Genomic DNA, 22,112 nt, shown 5'->3' with positions numbered 1-22,112 from the left:
CTTTTATGAGCACTTCCAATCCACGCCCGTTGCTGGGCTGCATCGCCGATGACTTCACCGGTGCCACCGACCTGGCCAACATGCTGGTGCGCGGCGGCATGCGCACCGTGCAGAGCATTGGCATTCCCAGCGCCGAAGTGGCCGCCGGCCTGGATGCCGACGCCGTGGTGATCGCCCTGAAGTCCCGCACCACCCCGGTGGGCGAGGCCGTGGCCGAATCCCTGGCGGCCCTGCAATGGCTGCGCGAGCAAGGCTGCGAACAGATCTTCTTCAAGTACTGCTCGACCTTCGACTCCACCGCGGCGGGCAATATCGGTCAGGTCAGCGAGGCGCTGCTCAAGGCCCTGGGCAGCGACTTCACCCTGGCCTGCCCGGCGTTTCCGGAGAACGGCCGGACGATTTTCCGTGGCCACCTGTTTGTCCAGGACCAGTTGCTCAACGAGTCGGGCATGCAGCATCACCCGCTGACGCCGATGACCGACGCCAACCTGGTGCGCGTGCTGCAGGCGCAGACCACGCTGCCGGTGGGCCTGCTGCGCTACGACAGCGTGGCCCAGGGCGTGGACGCGGTGCGGGCGAAGATCGCCGAGCTGCGGCAAAAGGGCGTCGCCATGGCGATTGCCGATGCGCTGTCCGATGCCGACCTCTATACCCTTGGCGCCGCCTGCGCCGACCTGCCGTTGTTGACCGGCGGTTCCGGGTTGGCCCTGGGCCTGCCGGAGAATTTCCGCCGCGCCGGCAAGTTGCGGGACCTGGATGCCGCGAGCCTGCCGTCGGTGGCCGGTGGCGAAGTGGTGCTGGCCGGCAGCGCCTCGGCGGCCACCAATGCCCAGGTGGACGCCTGGCTGGAAGCCGAGCGTCCAGCCCTGCGCATCGATCCCCTGGCCCTGGCGGCGGGGGAGCCGGTGGTGGCCCAGGCCCTGGCCTTTGTTCAGGCCCAGCAAGACACCGTGCTGATCTACGCCACCAGCACCCCGGAGCAGGTCAAGGCGGTGCAGCGCCAATTGGGCGTCGAGCGCGCCGGGGCCCTGGTGGAGAACGCCCTGGGCGAGATCGCCCGCGGCCTGCGGGACAACGGTGTGCGGCGCTTTGTGGTGGCTGGCGGCGAAACCTCGGGGGCGGTGGTCAAGGCCCTGGGCGTGCGCCTGTTGCAGATCGGCGCGCAGATCGATCCCGGGGTGCCGGCCACGGTCAGCAGCGGCGGCGAGCCCCTGGCCCTGGCGCTGAAATCCGGCAACTTCGGCGGTCGCGACTTTTTCAGCAAGGCCCTGGGCCAACTGGCCGGAGGTCAGCCATGAGCCGGGAAAACGCCCTGCGCGAAGAAATCTGCGACGTTGGCCGCAGCCTCTATCAACGCGGCTACACCGTGGGCAGCGCCGGCAACATCAGCGCGCGGCTCGACGATGGCTGGCTGATCACCCCCACCGACGTCTGCCTCGGGCGCCTGGATCCGGCGGCCATCGCCAAGGTCAACCTGGCGGGGGAGTGGGTCAGCGGCGACAAGCCGTCCAAGACCCTGGCCCTGCATCGTCAGGTGTATGACCGCAATCCGGGGGTGGGCGGGGTGGTGCACACCCATTCCACTCACCTGGTGGCCCTGACCCTGGCCGGGGTCTGGCGCGACGACGACATCCTGCCGCCGCTGACCCCGTACCAGGTGATGAAGGTCGGGCACATCCCGCTGATCGGCTACCAGCGTCCGGGTTCGCCCAAGGTCGCCGAGCAGGTGGCGCAACTGGCCAACCGGGTACGTGGGGTGATGCTTGAACGCCTGGGCCCGGTGGTCTGGGAAAGCAGCGTGTCCAAGGCCAGCTACGCCCTGGAGGAACTGGAGGAAACCGCGCGCCTGTGGCTGCTCACCCAGCCGCGCCCGGCACCTCTGGACCAGGCCGCGCTGGACGAACTGCGGGACGCTTTCGGCGCCGCCTGGTAACCGCAACACCACTGCCAACGCTTGATGCAAGCCCCTCCCCGGGAGCCCTGACAGGACTCCCGTGGGCAGCGGCTTGCCGGTAAAAAACAATAACAACAGGACTTCCCGAGATGAATGACTGCATTTGCTTTACGGGTTCCAGCGTCACCTGCCACACCTGCCAGCCACTGTGTGGGGGGCTTGCCCAATGAGCCCGCTGATTCTGATGATCACCGCCGGGGCCGGCATCGCCCTGTTGCTGTTCCTGGTGCTCAAGTACAAGTTCCAGCCCTTTGTCGCGCTGATGCTGGTGAGCATCCTGGTGGCCCTGGTGGCCGGGGTGAAACCGGCGGAGCTGGTGGCCACCATCGAAGGCGGTATGGGCAAGACCCTGGGCCACATCGCCATCATCATCGCCCTGGGCGCCATGATCGGCCGCATCATCGAGCTCTCTGGCGGCGCCGAGGCCCTGGCCAAGACCCTGATCGAACGCTTCGGCAACCGCCGCACGCCCCTGGCCCTGACCATGGCCGGGTTCATCATCGGCGTGCCGGTGTTCTTCGAGGTCGGGGTGATCATCCTCATGCCCCTGGCCTACGGCGTGGCCCGCAGCGCGCGCAAGCCGCTGCTGGTGTTCGCCTTGCCGATGTGCGCCGCGCTGCTCACCGTGCACGCCTTCCTGCCGCCCCATCCGGGCGCGGTGGCGGCGGCCAGCCAACTGGGGGCGGACCTGGGCCGGGTGCTGATGTTCGGCCTGCCGCTGACCGCGCTGCTGTGCTATGTCGGCTACCGCGTGGCCGGGCGCATGACCCGGCGCAACTACCCGATGACCGACGATATCCGCGCTGAAGTCTACGGTCCTCACGTCACCAACGAAGACCTGGCGGCCTGGAACAACGGCGCCGAACAACCGGCCAGCCCCCAGGCAATGGCCGCCGTGGCCCACATGGGCCTGGAGGAATCCACCGGTAGCCTGGCGGCGAAACTGCCGCCAGCGCCGCCACCGGGGTTCGGCCTGATCGTCAGCCTGATCCTGCTGCCCATCGTGCTGATCCTGCTGGGCACCCTGGCCACCTCCTTGCTGCCGGTGGAATCCACCCTGCGCGGGGTCTTGACCGTGCTCGGCGCGCCGCTGGTGGCGTTGCTGCTGGACACCTTGCTGTGTGCCTGGCTGCTGGGCTCGCGCCGTGGCTGGAGCCGCAGCCAGGTCTCCGATGTGATCGGCTCGGCCTTGCCCGGGGTGGCCATGGTGATCCTGATCGCTGGTGCCGGCGGGGTGTTCGGCAAGGTCCTGGTGGACACCGGGATTGGCGCGGTAGTCTCCGACCTGCTGCGCACCACCGGCCTGCCGGTCCTGGCCCTGGGCTTCTTGCTGACCATGCTGCTGCGCGCGGTGCAGGGCTCGACCACCGTGGCCCTGGTGACCACTGCCGGGATCATCGCGCCGCTGATCGCCACCCTCAACCTGAGTCCCAACCACATGGCCCTGCTGTGCCTGGCCATGGGCGGTGGCGGGCTGGCCATGTCCCATATCAACGACGCCGGGTACTGGATCTTCACCAAGCTGGCCGGGCTCAACGTCGCCGATGGCCTGCGTACCTGGACCGTGATTACCACTTTGCTCGGCACCTTGGGGTTCTGTATTACCCTGCTGATCTGGCCGTTTGTCTGACCCTTTGCCCCAGGAGTTCCCATGCCTCGTTTTGCTGCCAACCTCAGCATGCTCTACCCGGAACATGACTTTCTTGAGCGTTTCGCCGCCGCTGCGGCGGACGGCTTCACGGCCGTGGAGTATCTGTTTCCCTACGACTACAGCCCTCAGGTGCTCAAACAGCGCCTGGACGATCACGGCCTGCAGCAGGCCCTGTTCAACGCACCGCCCGGTGACTGGGCGGCGGGGGAGCGCGGCATCGTCTCCCTGCCCGGGCGCGAGCAGGAGTTCCGCCAGGGTTTCGACAAGGCCCTGGAATATGCCGCGGTGCTGGGCAATTCGCGGATCCACGTGATGGCCGGCCTGTTGCCGTCGGAAGATGATCGGGCCCGCCATCACGCCGTGTACCTGGAGAACCTGGCCCACGCCGCGACCCAGGCGGCCAAGGTCGGGGTCACGGTGCTGCTGGAGCCGATCAACACCCGGGACATGCCGGGCTTCTTCCTCAACCGCCAGGATCAGGCCCAGGCGATTTGCAAGGAAGTCGGCGCGGCCAACCTCAAGGTGCAATTCGACTGCTACCACTGCCAGATCGTCGAAGGCGACCTGGCGGTCAAACTGCGCCGCGACCTGGCGGGCATCGGCCATATCCAGATCGCCGGGGTGCCGGATCGTCACGAGCCGGATCTTGGCGAGCTGAATTATTCCTACCTGTTCCAACTGCTGGACGAGCTCGGCTATGACGGCTGGGTCGGTTGCGAATACCGCCCTCGCGGCGACACCTCCGCCGGCCTGCAATGGCTGCGCGACTGGCAGGCGCGCCAAGGCTCGGCGGTGTAGCCGCTACTGCAGGTTGCGCAGGAAAAGTTATCTGGGGAACGTCGCGCAGCGCTTTATGTAGCCGCTGCCGAAGGCTGCGAACGAGCCGCAGGCTCTCAGCGATTCCCCGATCGCCGAGGCCCCTGCGGTGCCTTGCGCAGCGCTTTATGTAGCCGCTGCCGAAGGCTGCGAACGAGCCGTAGGCTCGCAGCGATTCCCCGGTCGCCGAGGCCCCTGCGGTGCCTTGCGCAGCCTGCGGCAGCGGCTACAGAGGGTACGAAGGCCACGAACGGTAGCGATAAACACAGGAGTTTTCCCATGCAGCGTCTTGCCTGCCGGGCCGCGCTCGGCCTGATTTTGTCCCTGGGCGGTATGTCCCTGGCTGCCGCCGCGAGCTTGCCGCCGGCCACCGAGGGCGATTGGGTCGCCGCGCAATTCACCTTTCACAACGGCCAGCAACTGGCCAACCTGAAACTGCACTACATCACCCTGGGCAACCCCAAGCACCCGGCGATCCTCTACCTGCACGGCACCTACCGGCCGGCCAGCGACCTGTTGAGCAAGGACTTTGGCGGCGAACTGTTCGGCCCGGGGCAGCCTCTGGACGCGAGCAAGTACTACATCATTGCCACCGACGGCATTGGCGTCGGCCAGTCGAGCAAACCGTCCGATGGCCTGCGCGCGCGCTTTCCCCAATACAACTATGACGACATGGTCCAGGCCCAGTACCGGCTGGTCACCGAAGGGTTGGGAGTCAAGCATCTGCGGCTGGTCATCGGCAACTCGATGGGCGGCATGCAGACCTGGCTCTGGGGCCAGAACTGGCCGCAGATGATGGACGCCCTGGTGCCCATGGCCTCGCAGCCCACCGAGATGGCGTCGCGCAACTGGATGATGCGCCGCCTGCTGGTGGAGTCGATCAAGCAGGACCCGGCCTGGGAGCAGGGCAACTATCGGCAACAGCCGCCGTCCCTGCGCCTGGCCAACGCGCTGTTCGCCACCGGCACCAGTGGCGGCACCCTGGCCTATCAGGCCCTGGCGCCGACCCGGGCCCAGGCCGACACACTGGTGGATGAACGCCTCAAGGCGCCGCAGACCGCCGATGCCAACGACTTCATCTACCAGTGGCAGTCGTCGGCGGACTACAACGCCGCGCCGGGCCTGGGCAGGATCCAGGCCCCGGTGCTGGTGATCAACTCGGCGGACGATGAGCGCAACCCGCCGGAAACCGGCACCCTGCAAGCGGCGCTCAGGCAGGTCAAGGATGCCCGCCTGCTGCTGATTCCCGCCAGCGCCGAAACCCGCGGGCATGGCACCACCGGCATGGCCCGGTTCTATGCCCGCGAGCTGGCGCAGTTCATGGCCGCCACCGAGAAACACCGCTAGCGGCCACTGCGCGCTCTTGGTGGCGAGGGAGCTTGCTCCCGCTGGGCGGCGCAGCCGCCCCAAACCCGCACGGCGCGGTGTTTCAGGGAGTGAGGGGGGCAGGGATTGCGTCTGCTGCGCAGGCGAGCGCGAGCAAGCTCCCTCGCCACGGACTGCTGTGGGCGGGACCTGTCGCTGACTCAGGCTTGCGCCGGCAGCAGCAACTCCACGCCTTGCTTGCGAATGCCGTCCGCCGCCGCCGGGGCCAGGGCCGCGTCGCTGATGATGATGTCGAACTGCTCCAGCTCGGCGATCTTGTACATGCCGAAGGTGCCGTACTTGGAGCTGCTGGCCACCAGCACCACCTGGGTCGCCGACTGCATCGCCACCTGCTTGACCTCGACCTTCAACGCCGAGGGCGTGGTGATGCCCCGGCGCAGGTCCCAGGAGCTGGTGGAGATAAAGGCGATGTCCGTCACCACTTGACGCAGGGTGGCCACCGCCAGCCCGCCGACACAGGAATGGTTGGAGTGGTCCAGCTGCCCGCCGGTGTGGATCACCGTGACCTGGGGCGCCTCCATCAAGGCCTGGGCCACGCCGAAATCGTTGGTGACCACGGTCATCCCCGACAGCGCCTTGATGTAGGGCACGATCTCCAGGGTGCTGGTGCCGGCATCCAGGTACACCGTCATGTCCGCATGCAGCAGACCCGCCGCGAGCTTGGCCATGGCCTGCTTCTGCGGCAGTTCCACCACCGCCTTGGACTGATGGCTGGGCTCGCTGTGCAACTGGCTGGCGATGCGCACGCCGCCGGTCACCGAGTGGGCACGGCCTTCCTGTTCCAGCAGGGCGATATCCCGGCGCACGGTCATGTGCGAGCAGTCGAACATCTCCATCAACTGATGCACGCTGAGCACCTGGTGCTTGCGCAACTGGCGCAGGATCTGCTCGCGGCGCTGCTCGGGAATCATCGGCGCGCCGCTGTCGCTGGCAAGGTCCTTGGGGGTAGGCATTGAAGCTCCGGTTTGGCGGGTCGGCAAAGGCAGAAATCGGCAGGCCATAGTAGCGAATGTAGCTGCTGTGGACGAGATTTAGTGCCCTGCGCGCGTCAGAAAACGCTTCGCAGAATCAGCTGGCCAGTTGGCCACGGGTCAGGGGCAGAACGGGCAATACAGATTGTCGAGAAAGTCCTGGCTGTCGATGTTGTCGTCAAGTACCTGCACCACCACCGGGCCATGGTGCCTGCATTGCAGGAGCTGCCCGGCGCCACTGCGGCTGGGCGGCTGGTCGCTGAAATCATGGCTGCCGCACCAGGGGCATTTGCGCACGCTGGCGTCGCTCTGGCCGAGTATCGCCAGGTGCCAGCCGCAGCCGGCGCAATGGAGGCGGTGCAGCGGGCGGGCAGGGGTAAAGGTCGGCATGGAACATTCCTTGGCGCGGGGTTCAGCCCGGCATCAGCGGTCGTTTGAGCAGGCGGGGCAGCGGTTGGCGCGCCTGGGCCGCGTATTGCGGGCAGGGGGCATGGCGCTCCATTGGGCAAGGCGAGTCATGGCTTGAATCCGCCCACCTGCGGGGGCGGGTGGTCGATATGCCAGCGCTGCATGAACGCTTGCAGGCTGCCATCGTCTTTCATCGCGTCCAGGGCCCGCTGCCAGCGGGCCACCTGGGCCGCATCGACCTTGGGCGAGAAGGCGATGTAGGCGTCCTGGTGCATCAGCGGCATCTGGTAACGCAACTGTTCGAAGGGCAGGCCCACATTGCTGGCAAAGGTGCTGACGCTCATGGTGTCGGCGACCACGTAGTGCACGCGGCCGATCTGCAGCAGGCGCATCATGATTTCCGGGCTGTCGACGCCCCACAGATTGTCCAGGCCCTGCTGCTTGAGGTAACCGTAGACCAGCCATTTGCGCGGCACGGCGATCTGACCCCGGGTCTGGCTCAGGTCGCTGATCTGCAGATCGTCGCTGCGGCGGGTGTAGAGCGCGGTTTCGGTGCGCATCAGCGGGCCGACCCATTGGTAGCGCGCTTCACGCTCCTGGGTGCGCAGAATGGTAAACACCGCGGTGTCGGCGTCCTCGCTGGCATCGCGCAGGGCGCGCAGCATCGGCCGTTGCTGCACCTGCACCGGATCGCCGGTGCGTTGCGCCAGGGCTTGCACCACTTCCACAGCAAAGCCGGTCATGTGCGGGCCCTGCTGAAAGTGCAGCGGCGGGTGGTTGTCGGTCAGCATGCGCAACTCACCGGCTTGAGCGGTGAGGCTCAACAGCGGCAACAGTGCCTGCAGCATCCATTTCATGCAGTGCCCTTGGGGGATAAAACGCAGAGCTTAGTACGACTGGTCAGCGCCTGTCGCGCTAAAACTGCGGGCTCTGCCACGTGCCTTGGCGGGGCATGCCGGGGCGATTTTGGCGTCGGCTCGGGGGGATTACGACGGGCTCTACAGCCCCTGGACATGATGCCCCGAGGCCGTGGCTGCCTCTGGCCCGCCAACGATGGCGGCAGGTGAGCGCAGAAATTTCGCCGGGCGGATGCACAAGCTCGCCGGTGCAGCTGCTAGAGTCTCGGCCCTGGCCGCCTGGATGTCGCCCCGAGGGCACCGGCACAGGGGCGCCAAGCCTCGGCCTGCCGGGCAAATTCCATCGGTTGGTGACGCGAAGCCATTGCGAGCGTCTACGACCTTAGCAAGTGACACTGCCGCCGCCGTTATCGGCGCCTGGCACATTGAAATTGGGAGATTGTGAATGGTCATCAAACCCCGCGTTCGCGGCTTTATCTGTGTGACGACCCATCCGGTGGGTTGCGAAGCCAACGTCAAGCAACAGATCGATTACGTCACCCAGCAGGGCGCCATCGACGCAGGGCCGAAGAACGTACTGGTCCTCGGCGCTTCCACCGGCTACGGCCTGGCCGCGCGGATCACCGCCGCCTTTGGTTGCGGCGCCAACACCCTGGGCGTGTTCTTCGAGCGCGGCAGCGTTGACGGCAAGCTGGGCACCGCCGGTTGGTACAACACCGCGGCCTTCCACAAGTTCGCCGAAGAAAAGGGCCTGTACGCCAAGAGCATCAACGGCGACGCCTTCTCCGATGCGGTCAAGGCCGAAACCATCGAAACCATCAAGCGCGACCTGGGCAAGATCGACCTGGTGGTCTACAGCCTGGCCGCGCCGCGCCGCACCCACCCCAAGACCGGTGAAGTGCTGAGCTCGACCCTCAAGCCCCTGGGCAAGTCCGTGACCCTGCGCGGTGTCGACACCGACAAGGAAATCGTCAAGGAAACCACCCTGCAACCGGCGACCCAGGAAGAGATCGACGGCACCGTGGCGGTGATGGGCGGCGAAGACTGGCAGATGTGGATCGACGCGTTGCATGAAGCCGGTGTGTTGGCCGAAGGCGCGAAAACCACCGCCTTCACCTACCTGGGCGAGAAGCTGACCCACGACATCTACTGGAACGGTTCGATTGGCGAAGCCAAGAAGGACCTGGACCAGAAAGTCATCGGCATGCGCCAGCAACTGGCCGAGCTGGGCGGCGACGCCCGTGTATCGGTGCTCAAGGCCGTGGTCACCCAGGCCAGCTCGGCGATCCCGATCATGCCGCTGTACCTGTCGCTGCTGTTCAAGGTGATGAAAGAGCAGGGCAGCCACGAAGGTTGCATCGAACAGGTCTACGGCCTGTACAAGGACAGCCTGTACAACAGCGAGCCGGTGATCGACCAGGAAGGCCGCCTGCGTGCCGACTACAAGGAGCTGCAACCGCAGGTCCAGGACCGGGTCAAGCAGCTGTGGGACCAGGTGACCAGCGAGAACCTCTACGAAATGACCGATTTTGTCGGTTACAAGCACGAGTTCCTGCGCCTGTTCGGTTTCGAAATCGAAGGGGTCGACTACGAGGCCGACGTCGATCCGGACGTGAAGATCAGCAACCTGATCCAGCTGTAATCCGCCTCTAGCGTCACCTGACAACGCCCCTCCACCGTGAGGGGCGTTGTCGTTTCAGGCCCCGGTGTTGCGTCGCGGCCGCTGCGGCTCAGCCAGCGTGATCAGTCCGGGCGCTTGATCAAGGGGGGGAGCGAGCTGGCTCGCGGTGGTGGTCAACGAAAACGCCGCGTTCACTGGGGCAACGCGGCGTTCTTGAGTACATCGCGAGCCAGCTCGCTCCTTCGGCGTTTGGCGGTTGCAAAAAAGTGCGGCGGTGGGCAATTGCGCAAGATCGTTCAAGCCAGGCGCCGTGCCAGCTGGCACAGTCAGCGTCCGTCATCTGTGTGCAGGGTGTTATGTCCAGCGTTCTTCTGCCCCGCGCCGCGTTTATCCGCGGTGCCATCGCCATCATGCCGCTGTCCCTGGCCACCGCGCCCTGGGGGCTGCTGGCCGGTTCCATGGCCATCGAGGCCAATCTCACCCCGCTGCAGGGCCAGGGCCTGTCGAGCATTGTCTTCGCCGGCGCCGCGCAATTGGTGGCCATCGGCATGCTCAAGGGCGGGGCGGGGATCTTCTCGATCCTGCTGACCACCTTGCTGCTCACGTCCCAGCATTTGCTCTACGGCATGAGCCTGCGCTCGGTGATCTCGCCCTTGCCCGGGCGTTGGCGGGTGGGCCTGGGCTTTCTCCTTACCGATGAGCTGTTCGCCCTGACCAGCGCCCACGACAAGCAGCAGTTCGACCGCTGGTACGCCCTGGGCGTGGGCCTGACCTTCTACGTGGCCTGGAACCTGTTCACCTTGCTGGGCATCGTCCTGGGCAAGAGCATTCCGGGCCTGGAGCACCTGGGCCTGGACTTTTCCATCGCCGCCACCTTCATCGCCCTGATCACGCCGCTGGTGCGCGATGTGCCCACCGTGGTCTGTGTCGCCGTGTCGCTGTTCTGCTCGGTGCTGTTCAGCTACTGGCACTGGGGCTCGGCCCTGGTGCTGGCGGGGCTGGCCGGGATGAGCGCGGGTTTTGTCTGCAATAAATTCTCTCGGGGGCGCGCATGATGGTCTGGGCAGTGATTTTCGGCATGGGCCTGCTGGTCTTTCTCAATCGCTACGTGTTTCTCGAACCGCGCCTGCCGCTGCGCCTGAGCAGCAACGCCCGGCAGTTCCTTGGGTTTGCGGTGCCGGGCATGCTCACGGCGATCTGCGGGCCGATCGTGTTCATGCCCGATCACCAGTTGAACCTGCACTGGGCCAATCCCTATCTGCTCAGCTCGCTGGTGGCCATCGTGCTGGTGATCTACACCCGCAATACCCTGCTCAGCATGCTGCTGAGCATGGGTTTCTTTTTCCTTCTGCGCTGGTGGCTCTGAAGCAGGATTGCGGTAGCCTGTGCAGCTTTCGGCACAGGCCGACCTTCAACCGCAACGGATGCACCGGATGAGCGACTTTCCCCACGATATTGACCTGGATGCGTTCTGGGACCATGACCTGAGTGCCAAGATCAACCAGCCACCGGCCAGCGCCGCGCTGATCGCCGAGTTGCAGGCCCTGCTGGGCTATCGCCTGCCGCCGTCCTATGTGGCGTTCATGCAGCGTTACAACGGTGGCTGCCCGCACCTGTGCTGTTGCCCCACGGAGCAGGGCACCTCCTGGGCCGAGGACCACTGCGCGATCGACAGTTTCCTGAGCATCGGTCGTGACACCCGCTACTCCCTGGGCGGCAGCCTGGGCAGCCGCTTCATGATCGAGGAGTGGGGCTATCCGGACCTCGGGGTGTACATCTGCAATTGCCCGTCCGCCGGGCACGACATGATTGCTCTGGACTACCGCGAGTGCGGCCCCGAGGGTGAACCGCGCGTGGTGCATGTGGACCAGGAAAGCGACTACGCGGTGACGGTGCTGGCGCCGAACTTCGAGGCCTTTGTCCGCGGCTTGGTGTCACCCGAGGTCTACGACACCTCGGAGCAGGATTACCTGGACGACCTGGACACGGTCGCCGGCGCGCCGTTTTCGCCGTTGCTGGAGGAGTTGCTTGAACACTTCCCGGACGTGCCGGACCTGGGGCCGCTGATTCGCCAGATCGCCCTGCGCATCGTCCAGGACAAGCGCTACTTTGCCCTGCACGCCGACCCGCTGTCGCACCTGCTGTATGACCTGCAGTTCTGGCTGTACCAGAACCGCTACCCAGTCCCCGACGAAGAGGCCTACCTGCAGGTCTATCAGCACATGATCGCCTTCGCCAAGGGCTTTGGCACCGGCGGCTACGCCCCGGATTTCATCCGCGACTGGTTCCGCGCGCGGCTGGCGGACGGTCATCTGCATCAGGCGGCGGGCGGGTTGGCCCTGACTCCGGCCTACCGCGCGCAGTTGCTGGAACAATTGTCGGGGTTTCGCCCCGCCGGCCCACAGACTCAGGAGCAGCCATGAGCGAGGAAAAAATCCGCATCACCGCCGAACAGACCCTCTCCGACAACTGGTACGTGCTGAAGAAATACAGCTTCGAACTGCGCCGCCGCGATGGCAGCTGGCAGGCCCAGGAGCGCGAGGTCTACGACCGCGGCAATGGCGCGACCATCCTGCTGTACAACCTGGAGCGGCGCACGGTGCTGCTGACCCGGCAGTTCCGCATGCCGGCCTTCGTCAACGACCACAGCGGCTACCTGATCGAGACCGCCGCCGGGCTGCTGGACAACGCCAGCCCGGAAGTGCGCATCCGCCAGGAAGCGCAAGAGGAAACCGGCTGCCGGGTGGGCGAGGTGCAGAAGGTCTTCGACGCGTTCATGAGCCCGGGTTCGGTGACCGAGCGGGTGCATTTCTTCATCGGCCATTACCAGGCCGAAGATCGCATCGACGAGGGCGGCGGGCTGGAGCACGAAGGCGAGGACATCGAAGTCCTGGAGCTGGATATCGACCAGGCCCTGGACATGATCAAGAGCGGCGAGATCGCCGACGGCAAGACCATCATGCTCCTGCAATACCTGCAGCTGCATGTGCTCAAGCCCCGCAGCCTGACGGTGCTGGTGGCCGGCCCTTACCGCTCCGGCACCGGCGACGATCCGCTGCTGCTGGCGCGCAATGTCGAGGCCATGGAACAGTGCGCCGCCCAGGTGCTGGCGGCCGGGCATTTCCCGTTGCTGGGGGAATGGGTGGCCTTGCCCATGACCCGTCTGGCCGGGTCCCGGGCGGTGGGCGACGAGGTCTACAACCAGCGCTTCCACGCCTATGCCGAACGCCTGCTGCAACGCTGTGATGCACTGCTGCGCATCGGCGGACCCTCGGCCGGCTGCGACGCTATGGTGCAGATCGCCCAGAAGCTGGGCCTGAGCATCTATCACCAGGTGCAACAGCTGCCCACAGTGATTCCCCGCCCAGGCCAGGACTGACCCCGGCCGTCGTTTGCAGGGTGCCGCCGGGCCGTTGCCCGGTCGCTGGCGGCATGCCCTGAGCCCATCGCCCTAGTTGCACGGTTCCCGCGCCCGGTGTTTCTTCAGGCCTGGCAGGGAAATACTGTCTATCGTCTAACAGGCAAGCAGGAGCTTTATCTCAGGCCGCGTGGGCTTGGAGCACACGGGTCGGTTTTTCGCTATGGCGCTCGGAGCACTATGGAAAACCTAGGTCTTGATCTGACGCCGGGACGCAGCCTCTCGAACCAGGCGCTGGCCCGCGCCACCTTGCTCGGCTGCTCGGGACTGCTGTTGGCGCTGTTTCTCTTTACCGGGGTGTTGCTGGTGTACATCGCCCTCGACCAGAACCTGGCCGCCGAACAGCACAACCGCCTGGAAATCGAGCAGGCCCTGCAAACCCTGAAAAACCATGCCCGGACCACCGTCAAGGACTATGCGCAGTGGGGCGATGCCTATCAGCACCTGCACCTTGGGGTCGATCCGGACTGGGCCTACACCCGGCACAACTTCGGCCCGGCCCTGTACCGCGACCTGGGTTTTGACGGGGTGTTCGTCATCGACCCGGCGGATCGCACGGCCTACGCGCTGGTGGCCGGTCGCCTGGCGTCGGTGGATGCCCGGGACTGGTTCGGCGAGGCGCTGCAACCCTGGCTGGCGCAGGCACGCCAGGCAACCACGGGCAAGGTCTTCAGCCGCTATCACGCGATCGACGGGACACCGGCGCTGGTGCTCAGCAGCGTGCTGAGCCCGGGCGACGATCCGCAAGTGCGTGCCGATGGCGGTCCGCAGTCGGTGCTGCTGTTCGTGGTGTCGCTGGATCCGAGCCGTTTGCTGGTGCTGAGCCGTGAAGCGGGCGTCGAGCAGTTGCAGCTGCTCGCCCCCGGGGCGACGAGCCCGCAGCCGACCCTGAGCCTGCCCGACGGCGCCGGAACCCTGCACTGGCAACCGACGCGACCGGGGCACCAGTTGCTGGTGCTGGTGGTGCCGCTGTTGCTGCTGGCCGGGCTGCTGGTGGGCCTGATGGCGATCCTGCTGTTGCGCCGTTCGGCGCAGGCGGCGCGGGTCATCGATGACCAGATCCAGGCCCTGCGCAGCAGTCGCGGAGCGCTGGAGGCCAGCGAAGCGCGTTTTCGCGATGTCGCCGAAGCGGCCTCCGACTGGATCTGGGAGGTCGACCCGCAGTTGCGCTTCACCTACCTGTCCGAGCGTTTCGAGGCTGTCACCGGCCTGTCCCGGGAGTCGGCCCTGGGCCGGCCGATGCATGAGCTGCTGAGCGCCGAGCAGGGATCGCTGCGCCACTGGCTGGGCGCCTCGGATCGGCGTTCCCAGAGCATCCTGCAATGCGCTTACCTGGACGGTCAGCGCCGGCCGCGGGTCTGTCGCCTCTCGGTGCGGGCCATGGCCGGCGGCGGTTACCGCGGCACCGCCAGCGATATCACCGAGGAGGTCGCCGCCCGGCGGCGCATCGAGTACCTGTCGCAGCACGATGCACTCACCGGTTTGGCCAACCGCATGCGCATGCGCGAGTACCTCGAAGATCGGCTGTCGGCCTTGAGGGTGCTGCAGGAGCCCTTGTTGATGCTCAGCGTCGACCTGGACCGCTTCAAGCCGGTGAACGACACCCTGGGGCATGCCGCCGGTGACCAGGTGCTGCATGAGGTGTCCCAGCGCTTGTCCCACTGCCTGCGCGGCGAGGACCTGGTGGCTCGGGTCGGTGGCGACGAGTTCGTGCTGGTGGTGCCCGGGCAGATGGCCCAGCCGGAAATCGACGGCCTGTGCCGCCGCTTGATCCAGCGAATCGAAGAGCCGTTCTACATTGCCGAGCATGAAGTCTTCATCAGTGCCAGCATCGGTGTCGCCCGGGCCCCGGCCGATGCCAGCCAGGCCGAGGAACTGCTGCGTTTTGCCGACATGGCCTTGTACGAGGCCAAGGCGGCGGGGCGCAGCACCTGGCGTTTCTATGCCGCCGACATGAACGCGCGGATCATCGAGCGCCGCGGTCTGGAGCGCGACCTGCGCCAGGCCATCGACCAGGATCAGTTGACCCTGCGGTTCCTGCCGCGCTATCGGCTGGGCGACGGCCACTGGCTGGGCGCCGAGGTGCTGGTGCGCTGGCAGCACCCGCAGCGTGGGCTGCTGGGGCCCGAGGTGTTCATGCCCATTGCCGAGGACACCGGGCTGATCCTGCCGCTGAGCAACTGGGTGCTGCACGCGGCCTGCCGTGCGGCCCAGGGCTGGCCCGAACCCCTGCAACTGGCGGTGAGTCTCTCGGCCTGCGAGTTCCAGCGCGGCCAGCTGGTGGCCAGGATCAGGTCGGTGCTTGGCCAGAGCGGGCTGGCTCCCTCGCGCCTGGTGCTGGAGGTGTCCGACAAGGCGCTGCTGGACGACGGGCGCCAGGTGCAGGACATCATGGACGGGCTCAAGGCCCTCGGGGTGCAGCTGTTGCTGGACGATTTCGGCAGTGGCTGTTCGGCGTTGCAGTACCTGCGGACCTATCCCCTGGACGGCCTGAAGATCGACAGCAGCCTGGTGGCCGGGCTGGGGCGCAGTCCGGCCGGCCGCTCGATCGTCCAGGCGATCATCGACCTGGGGCATGCCCTGAGCCTGAAAGTGCTGGCCGAAGGGGTGGAAACCCCGGAGCAGTTCGCCGCGCTGGGGGACATGCGCTGCGATGAGGTTCAGGGGCGCTACCTGAGTCCGCCCCTGGACCGCGACGCCATGCTGCAACTCGCTGTCCAGGCGCCTCGGGCCGACCGCTCCAGCACCTGAGGACGCGGGGCGCGAGCCGTTGGCCAGCGCTTGCGGCGCTTCAGACCGCTTCGCCGACCGCTGCCGGGCGGGGCTGGCGGATCGGCAGTTCCACGCGAAAGGTGCTGCCGACCCCCGGTTGGCTGCGGACACTGATCTGCCCGCCGTGTTTCTTGACGATCCCGTAGGACAGCGACAGGCCCAGGCCGGTGCCCTTGCCCACCGGCTTGGTGGTGAAGAAGGGGTCGAAAATCTTCTGCAAGTGCTGTTCATCGATGCCGCAACCGGTGTCGCTCACCTCCAGCCAGACCCGCTCGCCGTCCACGCCGTTGCGCAGGGTGATGGTGCCGCGTTCCGGGCCGATGGCCTGGGCGGCGTTGACCACCAGGTTCATCACCACCTGATTGAGCTGGGAGGGCAGGCACTCGATCTGCGGCAGCGGGTGGTAGTCCTTGACCAGGTCGGCCTTGTACTTGATCTCGTTGGCGACGATGTTCAGGGTCGAGTCGATGCCCTGTTGCAGGTCCGCCAGTTGCCACTGTTGATCGCTGTCGACCCGGGAGAAGTTCTTCAGGTCCTTGACGATCTGCTCGACCCGGCCGATGCCTTCCTTGGATTCCTTGATCAAGAGCGGGATGTCCTCCAGGAGAAAGTCCAGGTCGATGCTTTCGCGCAGGCTTTGCAGGCGCTTGCGCACCTCCGCTGCGGCAATGGCTTCTTCGCTCTGGCGGTAGGCGCTGAGCATCTGGCCGAGCTGTTGCAGGTAGCCGCCCAGGCTGCCCAGGTTGGAGGCGACGAAACCTATGGGGTTGTTGATCTCGTGGGCCACGCCCGCGGCCAGTTGCCCGAGGGAGGCGAGCTTTTCCGACTGCACCAGCTGGTTCTCCAGTTGCTTGCGTTCGTCGATTTCCTGCTGCAGGGCCGCGCCGGCCTGTTTCAGGTCCTCGGTGCGCTGTTCCACCAGATCTTCGAGATGGTGCATCTGCAACAGCGCGCGGGCCGTCATCTCCCACTTGCTGGTGAGGGTGCTGGCCATCTGCTGGACTTCGATATTGTCGAAGGGCTTCTTCAGGATCAGCAGGCGGTTGTGGCCTTGCAGGCGCTCCAGCAGGTCTTCCCAGGAATAGTCGGAGTAGGCGGTGCACACCACCACCTGCAGGCGCGGGTCCTCCTGCCACAGCCGTTCGATGGTCTGCACCCCGTCCCAGCCCTGGGGCATGCGCATGTCGACGAAAGCCAGGGCATAGGGGCGCTGCTGCGCCAGGGCCAGGGTGACCTTGTTCAGGCCTTCCTCGCCGCCGTAGGCCGAGTCCAGTTCGAAGGGCTGCTGGCGCGGGCGGGTCGGGGCGCCGAACAACTGCGCCTCCAGGTCGTCGAGGCCGGCGTCCTGGATCTGCGGGGTGAGGATCTTGCGAAAGTCCTCGTGGATCGAGGGGGTGTCGTCGATCAGCAGAATCCGGCGGTTGATCAATGAGTCCATGTGGGGTTCTCGGGGTCGATCAGCGGGATGTCCAGGGTGAAGGTGGCGCCCAGTCCCGGCCCGTCGCTGTGCACGCTGAGCTGGCCGTCCATCTCCATGGCGGCCAGGGCGCAACTGTGCAGGCCGAAGCCGTGGCCCTCCTTGCGGGTGGTGAAACCGTGGGCAAAGATCCGTTCGAGGTTTTCGGCGGCGATGCCTTCGCCCTGGTCCTGAACCTGGATGCGCAGGGTCCGGCCCTCCAGCACCCGGGCGCGGATGGTCAGGGTGCGGGACTGCTCGTCGAGGTTGGACATGGCGTATTTGGCGTTGCTGATCAGGTTGATCAGGATCAGCAGCATGCGGTGCTTGTCGCCCAGCACCGCGGGCACTTCGGCGTAGTCCTTGACCACCCTGACCTGATGCCGGACCAGGGCCCCGGAGTTCATGCGCAGGGCATCGTCGATCAGTTCATTGACTTGCAAGGGTTCGATCAGCCGCGAGGCCCCGGCATAGGATTGCTGGGTGGCGACGATTTCCTTGATGTGGTCGACACTGCGCCCGATCTGGGCCAGTTCCTCGCTCATGCCCTGTTGCTCGCTGGCGATGGCCTCGACCAGTTGGTTGAGGTAGCCGGGGAGCAGCTTGCCCTTGTCGTCCTCAGTGAGGAACTGCCCCAGGTCGCCCTGGTGCTGGTTGATCAGTTGCATGGCCTTGCCCAGGCCCTGGGCCTTGCTGGAGCGCAGGGTGCGGCTCAGCAGCTCGCTGGAGATGTTCACGCTGTTGAGCACGTTGCCGACGTTGTGCAGCACATTGGTGGCGATTTCCGCCATGCCCGCCTGGCGCGCGGCATGCAGCAGTTCGCTCTGGGCTTCCTTGAGCTCGTGGGTCCGCTCCTCGACCCGTTGTTCCAGGTGTTCATTGGCGCTCTGCAGCGCCGTGTTGACCCGGCGGATCACCCCGTAGCTGCGCACCAGATGGATCACCAGGTACAGGATCAACAGCACCAGCAGCGTCGAGAACAGCAGCAGGTACTGATGGGACTTCTGGTCCTGCAGGTCGGCCTGGAGCTGGTCGCGGTTGAGCAGGGCGTTGATCTCGTCCAGGCGCTGGGCCACCGGGATCGAGGTGATTTTCTCCAGCAACTGGTTGACCACCGGCTGTTCGCGCAGGATCACCGAGACATGGTTGCTGAGGATCTCCACCGGCTCGTGCATGGCCTCGGGCAGGCGCTCCTTGTTCACCGCCAGCTTGTTCAGCCCCACCAGGATGTCGGCGGCCTTGTCTTCGCTGGACACCTGGGCGAACTCCAGGCTGCTGAGCAGCAGGTCGTAGGTGTCGATGGCGATGTTCTGCTGCGACAGGCGCTGGGCGTCATCGAGCCCGGCCAGGCGGCTCTGGATATCGTCCTCGGCGGTGGGCAGGAACGCCAGGGAGTTGCGCAGCACCGAGTTGTGGGACTTGAAGCGTTCCACCAGGTCGGCCTTTTCCTGGAAGGCGGCGAGGAACGCCTGATGGCTGGCCTGCCATGCCTCGGGGTCGTTGTGCGGCTGCTGCGACAGCTGATCGAAGCGACTCCACAGCCGATTGATCTGCTGCACCGGCAGCACCAGCGGGTCGTAGTCATGGGTGAGGGCGATGCGGGACTTGAGCACCTCGGTTTCCCACTGGGCGTTCAATTGCTTGATGTGACCGATCAGGTCCCGGGACCGGGCGTAGTCCGCCGTTTGGCCGATCACCGTCTTCAGGTAGAGGAATGCCAGCGCCAGGACCAGGCCGAGGATCAGCAGGGTGAACAGGGTGACCGGCAGGCGGGGCCGCTTCATAGGGGCTTGTCCTGCCATTGCCCGGTCAGGGTCTTGAGAAACTTGACGATCAGGCCGGTGTCCTCGGGGCTTGGGGTCCGCCCCAGCTGGTACTTGAACATCACCTCGACCGCCTGCTCCAGGGTCTGTGCCGAGCCGTCGTGGAAGTAGGGCGCGGTGATCGCCACATTGCGCAGGCTGGGGACCTTGAAGACGTTGCGGTCCTGCTCGTCGCCGGTGATCAGGAAACGCCCCAGGTCGGCCTGGGTGGGATTGCCCCGGGCGGCGAAGTAGTCGCCCATCACGCCGAACTTCTGCAGCATGTTGCCGCCGATATTGACCCCTTGATGACAGGCGATGCAGCCGTAGTCCTTGAAGCGCTGGTAGCCGTATTTCTCGTCCAGGCTGAGGATCTCGGTGTTGCCCTGCAGGTACTGGTCGAAGCGCGAGCCGCTGCTGAGCAGGGTGCGTTCGTAGCTGGCCAGGGCGTCCTTGACGTTGGCCGCGGTCAGCGCATCCGGGTACAGCTCGGCGAAGCTCTGGCGGTAGCCGGGGTCGTCGCTCAGGGTACGAAGCAGCTCGGGCCAGGTGTTGCCCATCTCGATCGGGCTTTGCACCACCTGCTCGATCTGCGCTTCGAGGGTGTCGGCACGGGCATCCCAGAACTGACGAAAGTTCAGTGCGGCGTTGAACACGCTGGGGGTGTTGACCAGGGTCAGCTGGCCATTGATGCCCTGGGACTTGGCCTGAGCGTCGGCGCCGCCATGGTCGAACCGGTGACAGCTGGCGCAGGAGCGGCTGCCGTCCTTGGACAGGCGCGGCTCGTTGAACAGCCGGCGCCCCAGTTCGACCCGCTTGGGGTCGAGATCGGGCGCCGCGGGCAAGGGCTTGAGGGGTTCGTCCAGGGGCGCAGGGAACGCGGGCAGGGCGATGCCGAGCAATAACCAGAGCGTCGCGCCCAGGTGGCGACGTGCGGGCCGGGACGGATGTGCCGCGCCGTTCATGGCTGGACCTGCGCACCGGGTGCGGCGCGGTTTTGCAGGAGCCGGGCGAAGTCCGCCGGGGGCAGGGCCTTGCTGAAGTAGTAGCCCTGGCCTTCCTCACAGCCTTGCTGGGTGAGAAAGGCCAGTTGCTGCGCCGTCTCTACCCCTTCGGCGATCACGTTCAGGTTCAGGCTGCGCCCCAGCTGGATGATGGCGCTGACCAGGGCGGCGTCCTTGGGGTCGTGGCTCAGGCCCTGGATGAAGGACTGGTCGATTTTCAATACGTCCACCGGGAATTTAGGCAGGTAGCTGAGGCTGGAGTAGCCAGTGCCGAAATCGTCCACCGCCAGGCGTACTCCCAGGGCCTTGATGGCCAGCAGGGTGGCCAGGGTCGCCTCGACGTTCTGCATCAGCACTCCTTCGGTGATTTCCAGCTCCAGCAAGGTCGGGTCCAGGCCGCTGTCGTGCAGAGCGCTGTGCAACTGCGTGAGCAACTGCGGCTGGCGGAAATCGCTGGCCGACAGGTTGACCGACAGGCGCATCGGTGCGAGCCCGGCCTGTTGCCAGGCGCGGGACTGGCGGGTGGCCTCGCCCAGCACCCACTGACTGATGGAGTTGATCAGGCCGCTGTCCTCGGCCACGGCGATGAACTGGGCCGGGCTGACCCAGCCTCGTTGCGGGCTGAACCAGCGGATCAGCGCTTCGGCCCCCACCACCCGGCCCGAAGCCAGGTGGATTTTCGGTTGGTAGTGCAACACAAACTCCCGATGCTCCAGGGCCTGGCGAATGCCCGACTCCAGGTGTTGCTGTTCCCGGGCGCGGTGGGTCATGTCTTCGGTAAAGAAGCCGTAGCGGCCCGGTGCCTGGTCCTTGCTGTTACGCATGGCCATCTCGGCCTTCTTGATCAGGCTCAGGGCATCCTGGCCATCTTCGGGGTACAGACTGATCCCCAGGCTGGCGGTGACCTGCAGCTCGTGCCCGGCGATGTCATGCACCTGGCTGACCGTGGCCAGGAGCTTTTGCGCGACGCTGCGCACCAGGGGCGGCGGTTGCTGGTCATGCAGCAGCACCACGAACTCGTCGGAACCGTAGCGAAAGACCGAGTCCGACTCGCGCATGCTCTGCTGCAGGGCCTGGGCGATGCGCTTGAGCAGTTCATCGCCTGCCGGGTAGCCCAGGGCCTGGTTGATCCGCTTGAAACGGTCCAGGCCCAGGAACAGCACCGCCAGCTGTTGCTCGTAGCGCCGGGCCCGGGCCATGGCCTGGCTCAGGCGATCGCCCAGCAGGGTGCTGGAGGGCAGCCCGGTGAGTACGTCGTAGTGCAGCAGGTGCGAGACCTTGAGCAGTTCGGCGACCCGCTCCTCGATGGTCCGCTGCAGATCGTCGAGCTTGTGCCGCGCGTCCTGGGCCATCTGCCATTTCCAGGTCAGGGCGCTGGCCATCTGGCGGATTTCCAGGCTGTCGAAGGGTTTTTTCAGAATCAGCAGGCGATCGCCGAAGTCCAGGCGCTCGGCCAGGGCTTCCCAGGAATAGTCGGAGTAGGCAGTGCACAGGGCGATCTGCAGCTCGGGGTCGACCAACCACAGTTGTTCGATGGTTTGCAGGCCGTCCCAGCCCGGCGGCATGCGCATGTCGATGAAGGCCATGGCATAGGGGCTGCCCTGGGCCAGGGCAGCCTCGACCTTGGCCAGGGCTTCGCGGCCCTGGAACGCCGAATCCAGGCTGAAGGTCTGCGCGGGACGCGCCTCGGGTGGACCGAACAGCTGCTCTTCAAGCCGGCCCAGGTCCGGTGCCGGCCGGGGGGCGAGGATCTTGTGGAAGTCTTCGTGGATCTCTGGGCTGTCATCAACGATCAGCACTCGCCGATTGACCCGCGCAGAGGGCGGGTCCGAGGCGTGTTGCGCTGTTGTCTTCGGGTCGCAGCCAGTATCCATAGACCGTCCTTAGTGCCCTGAGCCTGCGTTCAACGCTGTGAGCATAGTCACAGAGCGTTGCCCGGGCAGAGGTTTTTTTCGCGCCGTGCCAGAGCGGGAAAGCAAAATATGACTAGGATTGC

Annotated in this window: 18 protein-coding genes; 11 read left to right on the top strand and 7 right to left on the bottom strand. The window is 66.0% G+C overall.

Annotated elements, in window-relative coordinates; genetic code table 11:
- Positions 1–5: 5 nt before the first annotated feature.
- The 5 genes from otnK (at position 6) to GGI48_RS00895 (ending at position 5,768) form a co-directional block, all read left to right on the top strand.
- Positions 6–1,298, top strand: a complete 1,293-nt coding sequence (gene otnK, locus GGI48_RS00915) for a 3-oxo-tetronate kinase (RefSeq protein ID WP_047304774.1) — start codon at positions 6–8, stop codon at positions 1,296–1,298.
- On the top strand, positions 1,295–1,933 hold the full coding sequence (locus GGI48_RS00910; RefSeq protein ID WP_016963080.1) for an aldolase: 639 nt from the start codon (positions 1,295–1,297) through the stop codon (positions 1,931–1,933). Before otnK ends, GGI48_RS00910 begins: the two co-directional genes overlap by 4 nt.
- 187 nt (positions 1,934–2,120) lie before the next feature.
- Positions 2,121–3,584 carry an SLC13 family permease gene (locus tag GGI48_RS00905; protein WP_047304773.1) on the top strand — a complete coding sequence of 488 codons (1,464 nt, stop codon included), beginning with the start codon at positions 2,121–2,123 and terminating at the stop codon, positions 3,582–3,584.
- Positions 3,585–3,605: 21 nt separating this feature from the next.
- Positions 3,606–4,403, top strand: coding sequence for a 2-oxo-tetronate isomerase (otnI, locus tag GGI48_RS00900; protein WP_179596347.1), 798 nt, complete (start codon positions 3,606–3,608; stop codon positions 4,401–4,403).
- A 297-nt stretch (positions 4,404–4,700) separates the two neighbouring features.
- Positions 4,701–5,768: an alpha/beta fold hydrolase gene (locus GGI48_RS00895; RefSeq protein ID WP_179596345.1), complete on the top strand. Its 1,068-nt coding sequence runs from the start codon at positions 4,701–4,703 to the stop codon at positions 5,766–5,768.
- Between the two features lie 179 nt (positions 5,769–5,947).
- Here the strand turns inward: GGI48_RS00895 and GGI48_RS00890 are convergent, their stop codons facing one another.
- The 3 genes from GGI48_RS00890 to GGI48_RS00880 all read right to left on the bottom strand — a co-directional run bounded on the left by GGI48_RS00890 (position 5,948) and on the right by GGI48_RS00880 (position 8,043).
- On the bottom strand, positions 5,948–6,760 hold the full coding sequence (locus tag GGI48_RS00890) for a DeoR/GlpR family DNA-binding transcription regulator (protein ID WP_047304770.1): 813 nt from the start codon (positions 6,758–6,760) through the stop codon (positions 5,948–5,950).
- Between the two features lie 138 nt (positions 6,761–6,898).
- A complete protein-coding gene (locus GGI48_RS00885) occupies positions 6,899–7,168 on the bottom strand; it encodes a hypothetical protein (protein WP_103742465.1) in 270 nt (89 codons plus the stop codon).
- 125 nt (positions 7,169–7,293) lie between these two features.
- Positions 7,294–8,043, bottom strand: coding sequence for an ABC transporter substrate-binding protein (locus tag GGI48_RS00880; RefSeq protein WP_179596343.1), 750 nt, complete (start codon positions 8,041–8,043; stop codon positions 7,294–7,296).
- 445 nt (positions 8,044–8,488) lie between these two features.
- On the opposite strand from GGI48_RS00880, the gene fabV reads away from it, so the two are divergent.
- The 6 genes from fabV to GGI48_RS00850 all read left to right on the top strand — a co-directional run bounded on the left by fabV (position 8,489) and on the right by GGI48_RS00850 (position 15,833).
- Entirely contained in the window at positions 8,489–9,685 is a 1,197-nt protein-coding gene (gene fabV, locus GGI48_RS00875; RefSeq protein ID WP_179596341.1) for an enoyl-ACP reductase FabV, read from the top strand.
- A gap of 335 nt (positions 9,686–10,020) precedes the next feature.
- Positions 10,021–10,719, top strand: a complete 699-nt coding sequence (locus tag GGI48_RS00870; RefSeq protein ID WP_016967495.1) for an AzlC family ABC transporter permease — start codon at positions 10,021–10,023, stop codon at positions 10,717–10,719.
- Positions 10,716–11,030, top strand: a complete 315-nt coding sequence (locus GGI48_RS00865; protein ID WP_016967494.1) for an AzlD domain-containing protein — start codon at positions 10,716–10,718, stop codon at positions 11,028–11,030. Before GGI48_RS00870 ends, GGI48_RS00865 begins: the two co-directional genes overlap by 4 nt.
- A 67-nt stretch (positions 11,031–11,097) precedes the next feature.
- Positions 11,098–12,087, top strand: coding sequence for an SMI1/KNR4 family protein (locus GGI48_RS00860; protein ID WP_179596339.1), 990 nt, complete (start codon positions 11,098–11,100; stop codon positions 12,085–12,087).
- A complete protein-coding gene (nudK, locus tag GGI48_RS00855) occupies positions 12,084–13,043 on the top strand; it encodes a GDP-mannose pyrophosphatase NudK (protein ID WP_179596337.1) in 960 nt (319 codons plus the stop codon). The genes GGI48_RS00860 and nudK overlap by 4 nt, the downstream gene beginning before the upstream one ends.
- 219 nt (positions 13,044–13,262) lie before the next feature.
- Entirely contained in the window at positions 13,263–15,833 is a 2,571-nt protein-coding gene (locus GGI48_RS00850) for an EAL domain-containing protein (protein ID WP_179596335.1), read from the top strand.
- A 40-nt stretch (positions 15,834–15,873) separates the two neighbouring features.
- Here GGI48_RS00850 and GGI48_RS00845 read toward each other — a convergent pair whose 3' ends face one another.
- From GGI48_RS00845 to GGI48_RS00830, 4 genes are read right to left on the bottom strand one after another with little or no spacing between them, the layout of a single operon-like run.
- Entirely contained in the window at positions 15,874–17,292 is a 1,419-nt protein-coding gene (locus GGI48_RS00845) for an ATP-binding protein (protein ID WP_179596333.1), read from the bottom strand.
- Complete coding sequence (locus tag GGI48_RS00840) at positions 17,280–19,094, bottom strand: DAHL domain-containing protein (protein WP_179596330.1); 1,815 nt, start codon at positions 19,092–19,094, stop codon at positions 17,280–17,282. The genes GGI48_RS00845 and GGI48_RS00840 overlap by 13 nt, the downstream gene beginning before the upstream one ends.
- On the bottom strand, positions 19,091–20,077 hold the full coding sequence (locus GGI48_RS00835; protein WP_179596328.1) for a cytochrome-c peroxidase: 987 nt from the start codon (positions 20,075–20,077) through the stop codon (positions 19,091–19,093). The genes GGI48_RS00840 and GGI48_RS00835 overlap by 4 nt, the downstream gene beginning before the upstream one ends.
- Positions 20,074–21,990 carry a bifunctional diguanylate cyclase/phosphodiesterase gene (locus tag GGI48_RS00830; RefSeq protein ID WP_179596326.1) on the bottom strand — a complete coding sequence of 639 codons (1,917 nt, stop codon included), beginning with the start codon at positions 21,988–21,990 and terminating at the stop codon, positions 20,074–20,076. The genes GGI48_RS00835 and GGI48_RS00830 overlap by 4 nt, the downstream gene beginning before the upstream one ends.
- Between the last annotated feature and the right edge of the window lie 122 nt (positions 21,991–22,112).

The sequence above is a fragment of the Pseudomonas protegens genome, assembly GCF_013407925.2.
Taxonomy (GTDB): domain Bacteria; phylum Pseudomonadota; class Gammaproteobacteria; order Pseudomonadales; family Pseudomonadaceae; genus Aquipseudomonas; species Aquipseudomonas fluorescens_AP.
The sequence above is the reverse complement of the archived record's forward strand: the minus strand, read 5'-3'. Positions and strand labels throughout refer to the sequence as shown.

Coding starts and splice junctions, on each gene's coding strand:
- otnK (WP_047304774.1), top strand. CDS start 6: ATGAGCACTTCCAATCCACGCCCGTTGCTGGGCTGCATCGCCGATGAC.
- GGI48_RS00910 (WP_016963080.1), top strand. CDS start 1,295: ATGAGCCGGGAAAACGCCCTGCGCGAAGAAATCTGCGACGTTGGCCGC.
- GGI48_RS00905 (WP_047304773.1), top strand. CDS start 2,121: ATGAGCCCGCTGATTCTGATGATCACCGCCGGGGCCGGCATCGCCCTG.
- otnI (WP_179596347.1), top strand. CDS start 3,606: ATGCCTCGTTTTGCTGCCAACCTCAGCATGCTCTACCCGGAACATGAC.
- GGI48_RS00895 (WP_179596345.1), top strand. CDS start 4,701: ATGCAGCGTCTTGCCTGCCGGGCCGCGCTCGGCCTGATTTTGTCCCTG.
- GGI48_RS00890 (WP_047304770.1), bottom strand. CDS start 6,760: ATGCCTACCCCCAAGGACCTTGCCAGCGACAGCGGCGCGCCGATGATT.
- GGI48_RS00885 (WP_103742465.1), bottom strand. CDS start 7,168: ATGCCGACCTTTACCCCTGCCCGCCCGCTGCACCGCCTCCATTGCGCC.
- GGI48_RS00880 (WP_179596343.1), bottom strand. CDS start 8,043: ATGAAATGGATGCTGCAGGCACTGTTGCCGCTGTTGAGCCTCACCGCT.
- fabV (WP_179596341.1), top strand. CDS start 8,489: ATGGTCATCAAACCCCGCGTTCGCGGCTTTATCTGTGTGACGACCCAT.
- GGI48_RS00870 (WP_016967495.1), top strand. CDS start 10,021: ATGTCCAGCGTTCTTCTGCCCCGCGCCGCGTTTATCCGCGGTGCCATC.
- GGI48_RS00865 (WP_016967494.1), top strand. CDS start 10,716: ATGATGGTCTGGGCAGTGATTTTCGGCATGGGCCTGCTGGTCTTTCTC.
- GGI48_RS00860 (WP_179596339.1), top strand. CDS start 11,098: ATGAGCGACTTTCCCCACGATATTGACCTGGATGCGTTCTGGGACCAT.
- nudK (WP_179596337.1), top strand. CDS start 12,084: ATGAGCGAGGAAAAAATCCGCATCACCGCCGAACAGACCCTCTCCGAC.
- GGI48_RS00850 (WP_179596335.1), top strand. CDS start 13,263: ATGGAAAACCTAGGTCTTGATCTGACGCCGGGACGCAGCCTCTCGAAC.
- GGI48_RS00845 (WP_179596333.1), bottom strand. CDS start 17,292: ATGGACTCATTGATCAACCGCCGGATTCTGCTGATCGACGACACCCCC.
- GGI48_RS00840 (WP_179596330.1), bottom strand. CDS start 19,094: ATGAAGCGGCCCCGCCTGCCGGTCACCCTGTTCACCCTGCTGATCCTC.
- GGI48_RS00835 (WP_179596328.1), bottom strand. CDS start 20,077: ATGAACGGCGCGGCACATCCGTCCCGGCCCGCACGTCGCCACCTGGGC.
- GGI48_RS00830 (WP_179596326.1), bottom strand. CDS start 21,990: ATGGATACTGGCTGCGACCCGAAGACAACAGCGCAACACGCCTCGGAC.